At 52.0% G+C, this 15677-nt stretch carries 11 protein-coding genes, 1 tRNA gene and 2 pseudogenes; 11 read left to right on the top strand and 3 right to left on the bottom strand.

Annotated elements, in window-relative coordinates; translation table 11 throughout:
- The first annotated feature begins 28 nt into the window (after window positions 1–28).
- From H3V09_RS02100 to H3V09_RS02080, 5 genes are all read left to right on the top strand, one after another.
- Entirely contained in the window at window positions 29–1018 is a 990-nt protein-coding gene (locus H3V09_RS02100) for an ABC transporter ATP-binding protein (RefSeq protein WP_198190783.1), read from the top strand.
- Window positions 1015–1866: an ABC transporter permease gene (locus H3V09_RS02095; protein ID WP_198190782.1), complete on the top strand. Its 852-nt coding sequence runs from the start codon at window positions 1015–1017 to the stop codon at window positions 1864–1866. The genes H3V09_RS02100 and H3V09_RS02095 overlap by 4 nt, the downstream gene beginning before the upstream one ends.
- Window positions 1867–1889: 23 nt before the next feature.
- Window positions 1890–2663, top strand: coding sequence for an ABC transporter permease (locus H3V09_RS02090; RefSeq protein ID WP_232342046.1), 774 nt, complete (start codon window positions 1890–1892; stop codon window positions 2661–2663).
- Between the two features lie 107 nt (window positions 2664–2770).
- Complete coding sequence (locus H3V09_RS02085) at window positions 2771–4051, top strand: sensor histidine kinase (RefSeq protein WP_198190780.1); 1281 nt, start codon at window positions 2771–2773, stop codon at window positions 4049–4051.
- Complete coding sequence (locus H3V09_RS02080; RefSeq protein ID WP_198190779.1) at window positions 4048–4722, top strand: response regulator transcription factor; 675 nt, start codon at window positions 4048–4050, stop codon at window positions 4720–4722. The genes H3V09_RS02085 and H3V09_RS02080 overlap by 4 nt, the downstream gene beginning before the upstream one ends.
- A 69-nt stretch (window positions 4723–4791) precedes the next feature.
- Here H3V09_RS02080 and H3V09_RS02075 read toward each other — a convergent pair whose 3' ends face one another.
- Together H3V09_RS02075 and H3V09_RS02070 are read right to left on the bottom strand one after the other, a co-directional pair.
- The gene (locus H3V09_RS02075; protein ID WP_198190778.1) at window positions 4792–5424 is read right to left on the bottom strand and encodes an alpha/beta hydrolase family protein; all 633 of its coding nucleotides are present in this window, start codon (window positions 5422–5424) and stop codon (window positions 4792–4794) included.
- A gap of 740 nt (window positions 5425–6164) precedes the next feature.
- Window positions 6165–6689, bottom strand: a complete 525-nt coding sequence (locus tag H3V09_RS02070) for a hypothetical protein (RefSeq protein ID WP_198190777.1) — start codon at window positions 6687–6689, stop codon at window positions 6165–6167.
- Window positions 6690–8207: 1518 nt separating this feature from the next.
- On the opposite strand from H3V09_RS02070, the gene H3V09_RS02065 reads away from it, so the two are divergent.
- Together H3V09_RS02065 and H3V09_RS02060 are read left to right on the top strand one after the other, a co-directional pair.
- A complete protein-coding gene (locus tag H3V09_RS02065; RefSeq protein WP_198199024.1) occupies window positions 8208–8513 on the top strand; it encodes a hypothetical protein in 306 nt (101 codons plus the stop codon).
- A 1629-nt stretch (window positions 8514–10142) separates the two neighbouring features.
- Window positions 10143–11192 carry a hypothetical protein gene (locus H3V09_RS02060; protein ID WP_198190775.1) on the top strand — a complete coding sequence of 350 codons (1050 nt, stop codon included), beginning with the start codon at window positions 10143–10145 and terminating at the stop codon, window positions 11190–11192.
- A 341-nt stretch (window positions 11193–11533) separates the two neighbouring features.
- Here the strand turns inward: H3V09_RS02060 and H3V09_RS02055 are convergent.
- Window positions 11534–11610, bottom strand: a tRNA-Pro gene (locus H3V09_RS02055).
- A gap of 179 nt (window positions 11611–11789) precedes the next feature.
- Here H3V09_RS02055 and H3V09_RS02050 point away from each other — a divergent pair.
- The 4 genes and pseudogenes from H3V09_RS02050 to H3V09_RS02040 all read left to right on the top strand — a co-directional run bounded on the left by H3V09_RS02050 (window position 11790) and on the right by H3V09_RS02040 (window position 15664).
- Window positions 11790–13220 carry a UTP--glucose-1-phosphate uridylyltransferase gene (locus tag H3V09_RS02050; RefSeq protein ID WP_198190774.1) on the top strand — a complete coding sequence of 477 codons (1431 nt, stop codon included), beginning with the start codon at window positions 11790–11792 and terminating at the stop codon, window positions 13218–13220.
- A gap of 143 nt (window positions 13221–13363) precedes the next feature.
- Window positions 13364–14147 (top strand): annotated as a pseudogene (locus H3V09_RS09155) (helix-turn-helix transcriptional regulator); the annotation flags it as partial.
- Between the two features lie 74 nt (window positions 14148–14221).
- Window positions 14222–15319: pseudogene (locus H3V09_RS09150) on the top strand (helix-turn-helix transcriptional regulator); the annotation flags it as partial.
- Between the two features lie 21 nt (window positions 15320–15340).
- A complete protein-coding gene (locus H3V09_RS02040; RefSeq protein ID WP_198190773.1) occupies window positions 15341–15664 on the top strand; it encodes a hypothetical protein in 324 nt (107 codons plus the stop codon).
- The last annotated feature ends 13 nt before the right edge of the window (window positions 15665–15677 follow it).

The raw sequence follows: 15677 nt of genomic DNA, 5'->3' as shown, positions 1-15677 counted from the left end.
TTGAATTCCGATTGGAAGGGGAGGCGCAATGGCATATACGGACGGAAACAACGACCCGCAACTGGCTGTATCCACACAGGGGTTGGTCAAGGCCTATGGCGGATTCAAAGCCGTGGATGGGCTGAATCTACGGGTGCCGGCTGGCGGGGTCTACGGACTGCTGGGACCAAACGGAGCCGGAAAATCGACCACTATGAAACTCCTTCTGGGATTGACAAAACCGACTGCTGGAAGCATGCGGCTGCTTGGACAGCAGGTCGGGAAGAAGAGCAGGATCCAGCCGGGCCGTGTGGGCTCCATGATTGAAGGGCCCAGCTTCTATCCAGGCCTGTCGGGCCTGGACAACTGCCGCATGGTAGCCGATTATCTGGGTCTGCCAGTTTCAGCTGCCTCAGAAGTGCTAACCAAAGTTGGATTGCGGGGATACGAGAAAAAGAAAGCGGGCGCCTATTCTCTAGGGATGAAGCAGCGGCTGGGTATCGCCATGGCGCTGATTTCGCAGCCGGAGCTCCTGCTCCTGGATGAGCCCACCAATGGCTTGGATGCCGCGGCGGTGGTCGAAGTGCGACAGATGATCATGGACTTGGCTGCATCCGCGGGAGTCACCGTCATCATCAGCAGTCATATCCTGTCCGAGATCGAAAAGATGGCTCCGGTGGTTGGCATCATTGCCGATGGTCATTTGCTCTACCAGGGGACATTGGATAATCTGCGCGATAAGGGTCATATCGATCTACAGGTGTCCGATCCTGGGCTCGCGTCAGAGATACTTGAAACTCAAGGCATTCACCACGAATATATCTGGAAGAACGCAACCCTGCGCATTCCCGAGATGCCCGATCCGCAAATCGGGGCGCTGGTGACTCGGCTGGTATCGCATGGTCTGCAGGTATACCGTGTCGCTTCCGAACGCAAGAGCTTGGAAGAGGCCTTCCTCGAACTAGTGGAAAACCCGCAGAGTCATGCAGCGCAGTGCCCTATGCAGCCGTCAGGTCATAAACAGAGGAGCATACGATGAGCTCTGTCGAATCAATCTCCATGCGGTCCGAAGAATTTAGATTGGGGAAACCGCCACGCTCATCCCATCCTGGAGGGCTACTTACTCTGCTTTCGATGGAGCTGCACAAGTTGAAAGGCTCATCATTCTGGTGGATGGCCTTGGGCATGATTGCTCTAGTCTCGGCATGGTCGGGCTTGGCATTCATAAAACGAGCTGAATCTGCGAACCCTGCCACACATGCCGTGGCCCTTGCTCAAGGTGAGATCTACCAAACTGTTGGCCTACTGGCACCCATTCTTGCCGCTCTGCTGACCAGCCGACTTGCTGTCCTGGAGAGCGGTGAGCGCATGGATCTCAAATGGCGCTCCCTAGGACAGGATGCGACTGAGAGGTTTCTTGCCAAGCTCATAGTTGCTGGGTGTGTGATTACGCTATGTTTCGTAATTCCTCTGACGTGGGTACCGCTGACAGCTTCGGCACAAGGATTCCATCTCGCCGGCAGTCTCGCCGAATACGTACTCGTTCCAGCACTGATTGCCTGCTTCTCAACCATGGCGGTCACAGCTATACAACTCGTCCTCTCGCTGACGATAGATAAACAAGCCATAGGACTGGGTCTGGGTGTGATAGCCGGTCTGATCGGGACTGGACTGGGCCCGATGAATATGCCAGGTCTAGGCTGGCTCTTCCCGGCAGGAATCAGTTCCGCCGCCAGCCCCTTCCTGTCTTCTGCCAGTCCTGATAGTTTTGCCAGTATGACCTTGGTTGCCAATCCCTGGACGAAGGTCCTGACCAGCCTTCTGGCATGCATTATTTGGTCGGGAATATCAGCATTCATCGTCAAGGCCAAGGAGTTATGCCGATGACTAGGCAGTACCAAGCAAACGCTATGACTATCACCCCGATGCATCGCCACAGGCCATCAATCATTGCCGCTTTCAAATGGGAGATCCACAAGGCCGGCAATATCTGGTACTGGCTGGCCACCATGCTCTTCGACGCCATAGGAATCTTCAACGGTTGGGACCAGTATCGGAGCTACAGACCGGACTTCCAGGCTCAAGGGGTGACCTGGGCAGCGGTCTGGGGGCAGGCAATCCTTCTGCCAAGCATGGTCTTCATGCCAGTCCTGGTCGCGGCCTTTGCTGCCCAAATTGAAGCCAACGAGCACAAGGGCCGCAACTGGCAGCGTCTTAATGCCTCCGGCATGGTTGGGACTGCCATAGCTGGGAAGTTGATGCATGGACTGCTGGCATCCCTCCTTACCGTCGCTATCTTCGAATCTGAATTCATACTCGTGGGTGTTCTGGTAGGAGGCTTCGATCCAGCGGAACTCGGTCCCTATCTCTTGCGTGGCGTACCAATGACGTTGGCAGTGTGGGCGATTATGACTCTGTCCCAGGCCATAGCCGCCAGAGCCGAATCCTTCGCCTCGACTATGAGCATCATGTTTCTGCTCACTCTGGCAGGCTGTGCGCTGTCGGTTGCCACACCGGCCTTGGCGCTGCCGTATCCGCTGGCCTTGATCACCACTGCATCCGCAGCCCGTGACATGGGCAATATCGCATCTATGGCCTCTATGGTGGCTTCTTCTATGGCAGCAATTCTCTGGGTGCTGATCAGCCTCCTTATATTCCGGCACGAGGCCCGCAGAGCAGTCTAATTTTGATGCAGAGTCGATGAAGAGAGGATGTAGCACTCGCAAGGTCGCACATTTCAGTGTCTGACAGCATAATGGACTACCAGCAGTTACCAGGAAGAGGCTCATCGATGAGGGCAGACAAGAAGACTCAAGGTTGGATTCAGTTATGGAACCGGCCTTATACGGCCTTTGTGACAGTCTTTCTCTGCGCCATCTACGAGACGATGATGCTGACCAGGCTGATTCTCGCCCCGGGCAGTGCCAATCGAACCCTTTACCAGGTTTTGAAGTCTGACAGCTGGGGCTTGCCCCTGTTCGTGGTCATTATTTTTGTCGCACTTGTCACCCTATGCCTGCGCCGCCTATATCCTATGGCGACCCTACTGGTTTTCAGTGGCCTGCTTGCCCTGACTGCCGCAATCTATGGCTCGGGATGCACCTACCTGATCATTCCCTGGCTCGTCAACCTCTACGCCTGCGCTGTAGAAGCCAAAAGCATGGCATCATTGGCAGCTGGACTGTGTAGTTCCACCATTCTGGGTCTGCTCAGCATTGCACTCTCTACCAACTGGCATCATGATGTCCACTTCACTGACCTTCTATATCCGACTGGTCTGGCATTCGCCCTGTGTCTGACAGCCGCCTTTTTCTCACGCTCAGCAAGGCAGTCGCGCATGTCGGAGCAGACGCTGGAGGAGGAGCGCTCGCATGCCCTCACCTTGGCCCGAGAACGGGACCAGGCTATGCAGCAGTCCAGGGTCGCCGCTGAGTTGCACGACAGCCTGGGTCACGACTTGACCGCCATCATCGCCCTATCCGAAGGGTTGGATCATGCCAGTGAAAAGTCAGAAATCAATGAAGCCATCGCGATGATCAACGAACTGGCACGGCAGGGATTGGATGAGACTCGAACTGCTGTCAAAACCCTGCAATCAAAGGCAGGATCTGAAAACGACCCAGCGCAGTCCACAGGGGAGGAGCATGGCTGGGATGACATCAAACCCATCCTCGCCCACGCCCGTCATGCCGGCATCAGTACTGCCCTGACAGAGACAGGCCGTCGACCACAAGATCCCAGGCAAGCCAATCTTGCTTTCACTGTGACCAGGGAGGCGATCACCAACACCCTCCGCCACGGACAAGGAGTCGACCGTATTGTGGTCTCCTGGGATCACGACATCCAGGACGGCATAACCATTACCGTTCGTGATGATGGCCAACTTTTGAACAATGATGTTGCCGATAGCGGTGACAGCGGTACAGGCCTTGCCAGGTTGAGAGCCGAATTGCAGACTCATGGTGGCAGCTTCCGTTCGGGTCCTGGTCCCGACGGCTGGACCTTGCAGGCTCGCATACCCTCACTAGTCGCAATGGCAGCTGACGACAAGAGTGAGGAGGAAAGTGCATGATCCGTGTCATGATCGTCGACGATCAGCGTCCGACCCGCATGGGACTGGCACTCATGGTCGCTAAGGATCCAACCTTACATGTCGTAGCACAGGCGGCCAATGGACAGGAGGCTCTGGATCAGCTGGCCGCAGCCGCCGGGAATCAACAGCCTCTGCCCGATGTAATTCTGATGGATGTGCGCATGCCTGTCATGGATGGGCTGGATGCCACCAGCCGTATCAAAAAGCTCCATCCTAAAATCAGCATTCTCATTCTGACCACCTACGACGAGGACGACTATGCCTTCACAGCTTTAGCAGCAGGTGCCTCCGGATTCCTGCTCAAGGATGTCAAGACAGCCGATCTGCACAGAGCCATCCATGCGGTGCATGCAGGCGATGCCATTCTCACGCCGCGTATCACGGCTGAAGTCATCAGAAAAGGAGTCCCGAGGCCAAAAGCCAAAGATGAGTGTAAGGCTCGCGAGCAATTTGCCCAGCTAAGCAAACGCGAGCTTGAGGTCGCTTCGCTGGTCAGCCAAGGACTGACGAATGCGGAGATTGCCGAGCATCTCCAACTGCAGCCTGACTCGGTCAAAAAGAACGTCAGCCGTATATTGGCAAAACTCAAGGTCAGGGACCGGATCAACATCGCCGTCCTTTGGTATAAGGCCAACATGGCAAACCACTGAATAACACTGAATGCAAGCGGGCTTATCCCTAGATGGAAGGGGACTACATCCGGCTGTATCTTTTACGGCTTAATCCATATATTGGCGATAGAAGTCCGCCATTTGGTTCATCAACGGAACATCCAGCTCGAAGCCCCTCGACTTGTCGAAATGCTTGGCCGAATATGCGTTATAGCTTTCGTTAGAAGGCTTTTGACCCAGTCGTCTCATGTGTTCCTTGTATTCCTGGTCGAATTGCTTGCGGTATCGCACTGAGTCCTGTGAATAGTAGACATAGGCGTGCCCGCGATCCTGGTATTCACGAAAATGGAATCGTGGGTTGGACTGAAATATCTCATGGAAGAGGTCATAACTATATCTGACCGGGACCACCTGATCGTCACGGCTCTGAGTTATGAAGATTCCTGCCTTGGATTTCTTCAAGCCATCCAAGGCGGTATAGCCCGCAAACTTCCCAAACTTTACATGCTCATACAAGCCCAGGCAGGGCAGGATAAGCGAGACGGCAGGGCCAGCGATTTTTCTGCCAGGCTGACGCATCATATCGATCGAACGATTGCATCCAGAAACCATGACTGCAGCCTTGACCTCTGGGTGAAGGTTGAGAACAGCGCCGACCGCATAGCCTCCCCAGTTCTGTCCGAACAGGAAAAGAGAAATTAGACGATTACATATCTCGATGGGAGTAAGGTAAAATACCAAAACCCTGGCAAACCACAGCTATAGCACGATTTAAAAGCGCTATCTATCCGAAATACTACGAGACCACATGGGGTGCTAACACAAAGCAATCGAATATGGTCGTACGGGCAAAATAAATCGGACTATTGCTCAATGCCCGGCGTTGTTCCTTTACAGGTGTATTACGAAACACTTGACTGACCGACACAACCCCTTCAGCCTCAAATCCGGCAAATCTAAGCTCGTGCTCATCGCGGTCAACCTTCTAATGTCGTTTAGCTGTATTTGGATGACGAATGAGACTGGCCCAACCTTCAAGAATTCATATTCCACGAGCATAATGGTTCCCAAAATACACGTAATGAAAACACCATCGAGTTGAAGAAACTTGTTTAGATCACTGACATGGACACGAAATGTAAAACTTAACACGGAACCCACTAGCATGCTGTCCATGCATCTCGCTTCACTAAGTACCGCCTCCAAAAACCCACCCAGGAAATCGCGTACCACCCCATATAAGTGATTAGAGTGCGTCATGTCGCACCATTAGTTTAGACAAACGCATATAAGCCGTATAAAACTCGACTCGGCTCCCGCCATCGAATAGTAATTGGAATCTAACTATTAGATGTGGAATTTGAGACAAGGTTGCATATAGAGTTGTCCTACAGTTTTGATCACAATACCTTTATGCAAAAATTGCATTGCTGCAAGACGGGAGGTGGGATATATAGACTAATCATTCTTTTTGAACAAGATTACTCTCTCTCCCATAGAGCTATCTGTAAACCTTCGGTCTGTGCCTCATCTTCTGTGATTGGGAACAGAGCAACAATTCTGTATTGACCGAGATATGTGTATATGTTGCGTCTTGTGTCTTGCTTATACATTATGAAGATATGGCGTTTAAGACCTATAGAATTACCATCACGCTTGGAATTCTCTTCTTTTGGCCAACGTTCAATAATGTATTTTCTATTTGGTGTAGATGAAACAAAGTCCCAGTTATCTTTTCCTTCTTTAAAAAATGATATTTGAAGGCTGGTTAAACCTGGAGAGGCAGCAGTGACATGAGGTGAATTTTTTGCATTTAAACCAGTAGATACCGTTGGCGACCATGAGGAATGCTGATAGAAGCTGTAAACTGACGGAACTTGTTGATTTGTAAAACTAACCTTATTTTGCGCCATGAAAGTAAGTGCTTCTGGAATTGTGTGGAATGTAGCCCCCTCATCAGGAATCCTCAATGATTGCGATGCAATGCCAATAGGGTAGGAATCCATTTTTGTTTTCCTCCATATTTAGTGATCCAAAAACTCATCTAACACTTCACTAGTTTAGTATATGTATCATGTACTAAAAGCTGGTTCGTAAGCAGATTTCTGAGAATTTGCAATAGCATTAATTATGGTCCAAGATTCTTTATGTGGCGCTTGTTTTAGATCTTTGTCATTCCTAGCTACCAAAGTTTCTTCTAGAGTTTTATGGACTCCTCGGCACTGCTTGCTTTGCTATGCCTAAGTATCGCTATTTGTCTTATCCTAATAGCTTTTATATGTTTTCAAGGGTCTTCAGAAATTCCTTGCTTATTGGGATTCTTTGCACTAATCCTTCATTTATATACGATTGTTTTGTCTTTGAGAAACTACGATAATTCTATCAATGCCGTAAGAAGTGGCTAATTCCAAAATTGACTTGTTTGCAAAACTAGTTTGTCTCAGCCGCTATCTATTTTACAATATCTTGCTAGCAAATGATTATTGAGCATTTGAAGAAGAAGTGGCTTTTTTAAATTTGTCTATTTTGCTGCTGGTATCTTTACATTTTTCTTACTTTAACCTCATAAGATATATAATACAGTCTTACGCATGATTATTTTATTTTGATCATTGCTTTCACAATCGCATTTATAATGCGTTCATTGTTCTCTCATCGTTATATTTATTTTGGAAATACCATCTTTGTGTAAGGCTTCAATAACCTTTATTGTTAATGCATGTGACCTATAGCGACTTAGGTAACAGAAAGAGCAGTTATAGGTATTTGAATCTTGCTGGTTCCATCATCAACGCCTTACCACTAAATAATCATTGTGTGATATGCGGTACAACCGGCATTTGGCAGCGTCGCCGCTGACTTCGGCGTTTCAATAGCTGTGACAGGGCAGATTGTTACTGCTGTGATGGGCGGGTATCTTATCGGACTGGTACTGCTGGCTGATCGCTTCTCGCCTGGTCGATTAGTTCCCATTCAATTGGTTGGACTTTCCATCTTGCTAACAGCCGCAACCAGCGCTCCTACTGCAGGAGTTTGGTAGGCGTATTCGGACTTGTCGGGGTCGCTTCCCCAGTCGCTACAGAAGCCGTTTCCGCCGTCGGGCGGTTCACGCCGCTCGAAGTTCGTAGCAGCCCAGTAGGAATCGTTCTTGCAGGAAATTCGGCTGGTATTCTTCTTAGCCGCTTCGTCGGAGGAGCCTTGACGAGCTTGCTTGGATGGCGCGTGGCATGCTTATCTGCTTCGCAGCCCTGCTCGTAGCGACAGGCATGCTCTGCGCAATCGTATAGCCTCGACATCAGGAACAAACCGGAAACAAAGGTTCGTACTTTGCCACTCTGCGAGCGCTTCCTCGATTGCTGCGCATCTCTCCAGCACTTCGACTAACATCCGTAACCGGCACGCTCTGGTTTTCTGCTTTCAATCTCGTTTGGATCAGCCTTTCAATAGCACTCTCCAAACCGCCTTACAGTCTGAATCCTACGCATCTTGGGCTCTATAGCCTCGCCGGTGTCTCGGGACTGCTCGTGACCAGATGGGCCGGCAGCCTGACCGACTGTCACGGTCCGCATGTCGTCGTCATCGGTTGTCTGATCGCAGCCGCAATCGGCGCGACCATCCTGCTCATCGATATCGGCAACCCCGTACTTTGTGTAATCGGGCTCGCCATCTTTGATGCCGGTTGCTTCGGCGACCAAACAGCTAACCGAGTCGCCGTAGTATCCATCGATCCACCTCAGTTTGGCAATTACAGCAGCATGTATCTCACTCTCTACTACGCAGCTGGTGCCATAGGCTCATCCTTAGTGATGCCAATCCTGTTAATTTGCTGATGGACCAAGGTGGCCGTCGTTTGAGTTGTTTTGGCCGCCGCGGGCGCGCTCATCCAATTGCTGAGCTGTAGGATAAAAAGCTCGAATAGATAGCACTCCATCAGTCCAACGATATTCATTGGAGGTCCTGCCCAATTTGAGATGCAAGCTATTTATGATTGGGCAAGAAACTCCAACTCCCGACGCGACAATCGGCCAATCGGAACTCGCGGCGTTGAGCGTTTGAGGGCGGGGCCGTCTAAGCGAATTAGGGAGTGGACCGCCAACACCACGCACACCGCCCGTACCATTTGGGCAGTTTCTCGTCAGCCTTCGCAGGAGTCACAGTGCTGTAGTAACGCCACCGTGAGCGAGTTTACCAACAACCGGCTTATTACAAGCAAAATGTAATCACGTTCATTTGGTCGGTCTCAGTAAATTCGCAACCTCGAACCTAATCACAACAACCAATCACACAATAAGCCGGCCCAAGCTGAAATCTAGTCACGCTATTCAGATCGACTGAAAAAAAAAACTACACCGGTGATTTCCCCATAAACTTCAGCAAAGCACCGACAATAGTCGAGTATACTTAAGGCGCATTAAACCTTGAATAATCTTGAAGCAAGAATAATCTGAACACTGCATCTCAATATTGATCTTTCTGCAATCTATTTGCTCCAATGCCACAATTTGAGTTCCCGCGATAGGGGGGGGGGATGAAAGATGTATCCCATGCGGTTTCTGCAGCATAATATTTCATACAATTTTATATTACACCAGGTGAGAAAGGGTTACTTGTTTCCACCAATCCAGATCCAGTTGTGTACCCTCGATTCCTGAAAGCATAAAGAGCTTGAATCTACCGACGTTATTCATGCGTCTCAATTGACCATAATGTCGTCACAAGACTGGGTAGGTCAAACTCATGGATAGCAATTAGCTTTGATTCCAAGGGCAGACTCTTGGAAATGGCGGCCTATCACAAAAGCCCAGCGGAAATTGGCCCTGGAAAATAGCTGATTGATCACCCAACGACACCGCTAGTCAATAAGAACTTGCGCAGAATGAGAATTTATAGGAGATGACTATGGACAGGAAAGAAATCAATAATTATTTTAATGTAGACGACCAGATACTTGGCAGCATGGCAGCCGGATATGAGAAGGAGAACTGGCAAGCTTGGGGTAGGACCGATTAAGGCCAGGTGTCCTCACATGTCAGATGTGCATCTGAAAACGATCTCGGTGCGGCTTTCACAATCGCTTCTCCGGATCATAGATGTCAAAGCTAAGTCGAAGAAGGAAAATCGTACCGGTCTCTTCGGGACACCTTGAGCCGCGCTCTTCGAGACTAAGGCCCAACATCATATCAAGACTAGCTGCCTACAGGACTCCGACGCAAGCATGCAAATTATGGATTAACAAAGCTCTGCCCACAATATTTGAGCATGAACGCCGCTACCTGAGTACTGCCCAGATGCGTGTTTTCCAATGCGTAGCCAACAATTATTTTGGCTCACCATCTACCGTTAGATTTCTTCGAATGAACTGAAACTAATTAGAGTAAAGATATGGGAACATCTGAAGCACAGGTAAAGCTGAATCAGCACAAAGAACCTTTGATGCCAATGAGAAGGCGGGCATCAAGATGGCCGTTACTGATCTGCAATGGTGTCTTGAGAGCTTCCGTGTCATACAACAAGATAAATGGAATTGCCCTATTCTTATGATAATTGAGCTTCCATTCTATATGCAAGTTCTCGTTGAGAGCTTTCAATTGGAACAAGAGCTATTAAGAAAGCATGGCTTGCGCAAGATGCCACTGCCCCATAGCAAAGAAGCTGAGAATTACGAATTGCGCATGCGTCACCGATTGAAATTACTAGATAATACTAAATTTTCCATTCCCACAATGGAAAAAGAGCTCCAAACAATTTCAGATGTTTTTAAGAACCAATTCTGTATGCATCCAATTAAAGTATTGAGACAATTTCAAAAAGACCTAGGTATTTACACCATAAATAATAGACCCGTGGGTTCAAATTTAACAGTAACATTTCATTTAGGTTATGACAATCCTGAAGAAATAGACAGCATGCACCTTTACGAGTTATGCAGAGAATATGGTGCAGATTTGCGTCTTACCTTCTCACTATTCACTGGAAAGACAGCACTTCCTTCTTCCTTAAATACTGCTGATTTCAACTGGGCAATAGAATGCAAAGATTATTGCTCAGAGAAGTATTTTAGAGACAGATATGCCACAGGCCTATCTACTTCGCGAAAAAGAATACTGTTTCTCGTTGAGTCAGCAATTAATAATATCCTTTTCGTTGCGCCCAAGATCGAGTTTGGCTTCCACGGAACTTATTTTCGCAAACTTGTGCTTATCGCGTATCACTCTTTTAGAGCAATCCGACAAGTAATCCCCCAGAGCACCGAAAAATCTGCTCTTGCATCATTAAAAGACCTTACAGTATACAGTCCGGTGGCAGAATTGTTTAATTCCAAACAGGGACATATCCTCCGTAATCGCTGCATGCATTACTTAGATACCGGAAAACAGATAAATTTTGATAAACCCGACCCAGAAAACTGCATTGTAAGATCGCTATTCCCAGACATGAAGGCAGATGTACTGGGGAAAAAAATATACAAAAGTTTGTTAGAAATCTCTAACTTTCTTACTTATATGTAGCGGTTTTTACGATGTAACTGCAATGCATCCAAGTTTGCCGTTACACGTAATGGCTCTCAAGTTTCCGTCAGGACATATCAAATAACTATTTTTAGCAAAAAGGAATTCACGCCTTTCCGAAGCAGTGATAATATAATACACTGACATGGTTTATGGATTTTGACATGTCGTGCACTTGTAGAACAATCCGAATGACACAATTCTAATTAGTCACAGATGCTCAATACGTCGGAATTAACCCCAACGCATTAGTGAATTAGAAACCGAACTATGCAGTCTTACATCAATCCAAAAGCGCTCAGCAATAATTCCGAGGCTCTTTAAAATCGAATCGCTGTTATTGGTCGGGCCGGCGGGATTTGAACCCGCGACCCCTTGACCCCCAGTCAAGTGCGCTACCAAACTGCGCTACGGCCCGACAGTGCATCAGCACCGAGTAGAGATACTAGCACAGCATAACGGGGCCGACAACGGTCCGGCGAGTCCCAGCAAACAAGTCCAGACAGACCGGGTCGCGTGATCAACTTGCTATCATGTTTCTGGACGGTCGACGCAACCCGCGTCGACCGCAAGTCGTCCCAGCCCGGAAGGGGTTCCATGAGCACAGACGTTTTCGACCTTTCGGCCGCGAAGATGCGAGACAAGGGCATGAGCGAAGTCTCCATCAACCAGTTCAAGCAGCTTTACGAAACTTGGGAACGGGGAGACGCCAAGGCCTGCGTGCGCGAGAAGGATGTCACCCCGCTCAAGGACGTGCCCCGCACCAAAGACATCCACGACACCATGGACATGGACATGGCCCTGGATGCATTCTCCCGCACTGCCTTCATCAAGCTCAACGGTGGGCTGGGCACCTCCATGGGCCTGGAGAAAGCCAAATCCCTGCTGCCCATCCGTCGCCACAAGGCCCGTCGCATGCGTTTCCTGGACATCATCATGGGCCAGGTGCTGACGGCCCGCAAGCGCCTAGGGGTGCCGCTGCCGCTGATCTTCATGAACTCCTTCCGCACCTCGCACGACACCATGCGCGCGGTCAAGCAAGACCGTCGCTTTGTTCAGAAAGACGTGCCCATGGAGATCATTCAGCACATCGAACCCAAGATCGACGCTGAAACCGGCCGTCCGGTCGAATTCCCAGCCAATCCCGACCTGGAATGGTGTCCCCCCGGCCACGGCGACATCTTCTCGACCATCTGGGAGACGGGCCTGCTGGACACACTCAAGGAGCAGGGGATCGACTACCTGTTCATCTCCAACTCCGACAACCTGGGCGCCCGGCCTTCAAGGACCCTGGCCGGTTATTTCGCGCAGTCCGGAGCGCCCTTCATGATCGAGGTGGCCAAGCGCACCGATGCTGATCGGAAGGGGGGCCATATCGTTATCGACAAGGCCAGCGGACGCCTTATCCTGCGGGAGATGTCCCAGGTGGACCCGCACGACCGCAGCTCAGCCATGTCTATCCGCAAGCATCCCTACTTCAATACCAACAGCATCTGGGTCAGGGTCGATGCCCTGCGCGACAAGCTGACCGAATACAACGGCGTACTGCCGCTGCCCATCATCGAGAACCGGAAGACCGTGGACCCCACCGATCCATCCACTCGCCCCGTGGTGCAACTGGAGACCGCCATGGGCTCTGCCGCCACGCTCTTCGAAGGAGCCATCTGCGTACAGGTGGACCGTATGCGCTTTCTGCCGGTCAAGACCACCGATGACCTGTTCATCATGCGCTCCGACCGCTTCCATCTGACCGACTCCTATGAGATGGAGGATGGCAACTACGATTTCCCAAACGTTCAGCTGGATGAGCGCTACTACAAGTACATCGCCGACTTTGACGAGCGCTTCCCCTACGGGGTTCCCAGCCTGGCGGCTGCCAACTCGGTCACGATCGAAGGCGACTGGACCTTCGGCAGGGATGTGACCCTGTATGCGGATGCTCATCTGAGTGATCAGGGGCGCTCCTCATACGTCCCCAATGGTCAGTATGTGGGACCCCAGGGAATCGAACCGGACGAGTGGGTCTAAGGCCAGTCTCAGCAGGGTTCAGCCTGTCAAGAAAAGGTACCGTATTTGGGTGTTTGGCTCCCACGGTCCTGAAAATCAATCTATGATAGATAAACGTGCGTTAGGCGCACTGATACACAAATTTTAACGATACGCGAGGACTGATGGCAGAAGGCACGAACGGAAGACGGCGTTTCTCGGATAAATGGGGCAAGCACGAACTTGATGTCCTAGCCGTCTTATCGTCAGCTTTCCCGCAATGGCTTACATCTCGGCAAATAGCCCAACGGGTCAAGGCCTATGCCGACTCCTATGGCGAGCTGGCTGACCAGGCCGCCAAGGCAGCTTTCGCCAAGCAGTTCCAGCGTGACCGCGCCAAGCTGGCAGCTATGGGCATAGCCATAGAATCCCGTCAGCCCGAGTATTCCTCCAAGTCAGAGGGGCAGGATTTCGCCTCCTACCGTCTGCAGCTGGGGGACGAGCCCCGCATCCGCATGCACTTCAATCAGGAGGACATGCCAGTACTGGCCGCGGCCAACTACCTAGCGCGATCCATAGCCATGTCCCAGGAGGCCAGCGAGGAGCCGACCCGACCGGTCTCGCGCACCACGCCCCGGGTACCGCAGGTGCCCATCCCTGGCCTGGGCCTGGACTCCATAGCCCCTGGATTGGGCACCCAGCGCATTCCCGACGATCTGGTCAAGGTCATCGATTCCCGCCGCTTCGCAGCCACTGTGGACGTGGACGGGGAGAACCTGAACGTGGCCTATGCCGACTCCGATGACCTGGCCATGTTCGTCCTGGAGCACCCCGATGCCTCCATCGTCAGCCCTCAGGAGGCCGCAGATGCCTTCCGGCGCCGCCTGGATGCAGCCGCCCGCTTCAAGCTGGCCGACGAGTCTTTGAGCCCTGGCGCGGCAACGGTCATCTCTCCGGAGATTGCCCGGACCAGCGTCGAGCATTTCGCCACTGACCTAAGCGACGATGACACCGACCTTCGCCACGCCCGTCGGGTCAGTGCATCCTCCTTCCAGACCGGATCCGAGGTGGACCGCCGCCTGCGGCTGATGCTCTTCCTGTCCGCCCACCTGGGCGAGGAGTTCTCCCTGGCCGAGCTGGCCGATCGCTTCATCGGCCATCCCAACAGCAAGGAAGAGCTTCGCAAGTACGTCAATACCATCCATAAGGACATCAACACCCTTACTACGGTCTCAGACGACGGCGAGATGGCCGGTAGCCAGTTCTTCGACATCGACTGGTCCCTTCTGGACGACAGCGGCATCGTCTCAGCCACCAACTCGCTGGGGTTGGAGCGACTGGCCGGCATTTCACCCCAATACTTGAGTATGCTGACCGCCTCGCTCAACTATTTGGCCCATTCGCCCCTGCTGCCCGAGCAGTCCCGTACTCAGGCCGAGTCGCTCTACCAGCGCCTGCGCACACATGTTGGACCTGGTGAGACACCCTGGCTATCCCTTACCGGCTATGAGACCGAGCCCAAGAGCTTTTCGGTAGTCCGCCGGGCCATCAAGACCGAGTCCTTGCTGGACATGGAGTACACGGACGCCGCCGGCCGCACCCGCCGCAAGGTGGTGGCACCTGCCAAGATCTTCGTGGATGAGGGCGTCTACTATGTTGCCGCCTGGACCGATATAGGCGATGCAGCAGAGGGCACTGAGGCTGCGGATGCTCCCTCGGATTCCAGCCGCCACCTCAAGCAGGGCACCGGACGCAACAGGCAGTGGCAGGTTCTGCGAATCGCCAGAATCGAGCACGCAACCATCGTCAAGCCCAGCCATAAGGTGGAGTTCCCGGATGTGCCGGTCAGCGAGCTGCGCAAGTGGTCCTTCGACAATGGCACGGCTGCGGTCTTCATCACCGACCGGCCGGATCTGCCCTACATCAAGTCCCTGCCGGGCGCCTCGGTCGAGCCATGCGGATCCGGGCAGAAGGTCCACCTGACCGTCTCCTCGGACTCATGGTTCGTGGCCTTCTGCATCGCCCACGCCAAGCACATCACCGCAGTGGCGCCCAAGACCCTGCGCACCATGATCCTGGCCCGCGCCCAGCGCGAGATCACCATCAGCGACGCTCACGACAAGGAGCAGGACCGGCACTAGTCCCGGTCGGAGAGGAGTGCCATGCCTGGATGGATCTGGATCTTTCTGGTGATTTTCATGCTGGCCATGCTGATTGGCGGAGCCGTCTACGCCATCCGCCACGCCATGACAGCCGGCCGCTCCATAGGGCGGGTCTCAGACGATCTGAACCGACACATGCCCCAGCCCCCAGTTGCAGGACAGTCCCAGGCAACAGACAGGGCTGAAGGTCCGGCTTTCGCCCTGCCCCTGTCGCACTCAACCGAGCGCTACAGCCAGGCCCACGCCCAGGTTCTGCAGCGCAGGGAGCAGCGCAGGAGGAATCATGCCCGCGTCTGGCGGCGGTGGAAGCAGTTCAATAAGTAGTTCTTGGAGGAAT

Origin of the sequence: Bifidobacterium sp. M0399 (genome assembly GCF_016100595.1) — a bacterium.
Lineage (GTDB): Bacteria > Actinomycetota > Actinomycetes > Actinomycetales > Bifidobacteriaceae > Bombiscardovia > Bombiscardovia polysaccharolytica.
This window is presented reverse-complemented; position numbering and strand designations above follow the sequence as displayed.

Coding starts and splice junctions, on each gene's coding strand:
- H3V09_RS02100 (WP_198190783.1), top strand. CDS start 29: ATGGCATATACGGACGGAAACAACGACCCGCAACTGGCTGTATCCACA.
- H3V09_RS02095 (WP_198190782.1), top strand. CDS start 1,015: ATGAGCTCTGTCGAATCAATCTCCATGCGGTCCGAAGAATTTAGATTG.
- H3V09_RS02090 (WP_232342046.1), top strand. CDS start 1,890: ATGACTATCACCCCGATGCATCGCCACAGGCCATCAATCATTGCCGCT.
- H3V09_RS02085 (WP_198190780.1), top strand. CDS start 2,771: ATGAGGGCAGACAAGAAGACTCAAGGTTGGATTCAGTTATGGAACCGG.
- H3V09_RS02080 (WP_198190779.1), top strand. CDS start 4,048: ATGATCCGTGTCATGATCGTCGACGATCAGCGTCCGACCCGCATGGGA.
- H3V09_RS02070 (WP_198190777.1), bottom strand. CDS start 6,689: ATGGATTCCTACCCTATTGGCATTGCATCGCAATCATTGAGGATTCCT.
- H3V09_RS02060 (WP_198190775.1), top strand. CDS start 10,143: ATGGCCGTTACTGATCTGCAATGGTGTCTTGAGAGCTTCCGTGTCATA.
- H3V09_RS02050 (WP_198190774.1), top strand. CDS start 11,790: ATGAGCACAGACGTTTTCGACCTTTCGGCCGCGAAGATGCGAGACAAG.
- H3V09_RS02040 (WP_198190773.1), top strand. CDS start 15,341: ATGCCTGGATGGATCTGGATCTTTCTGGTGATTTTCATGCTGGCCATG.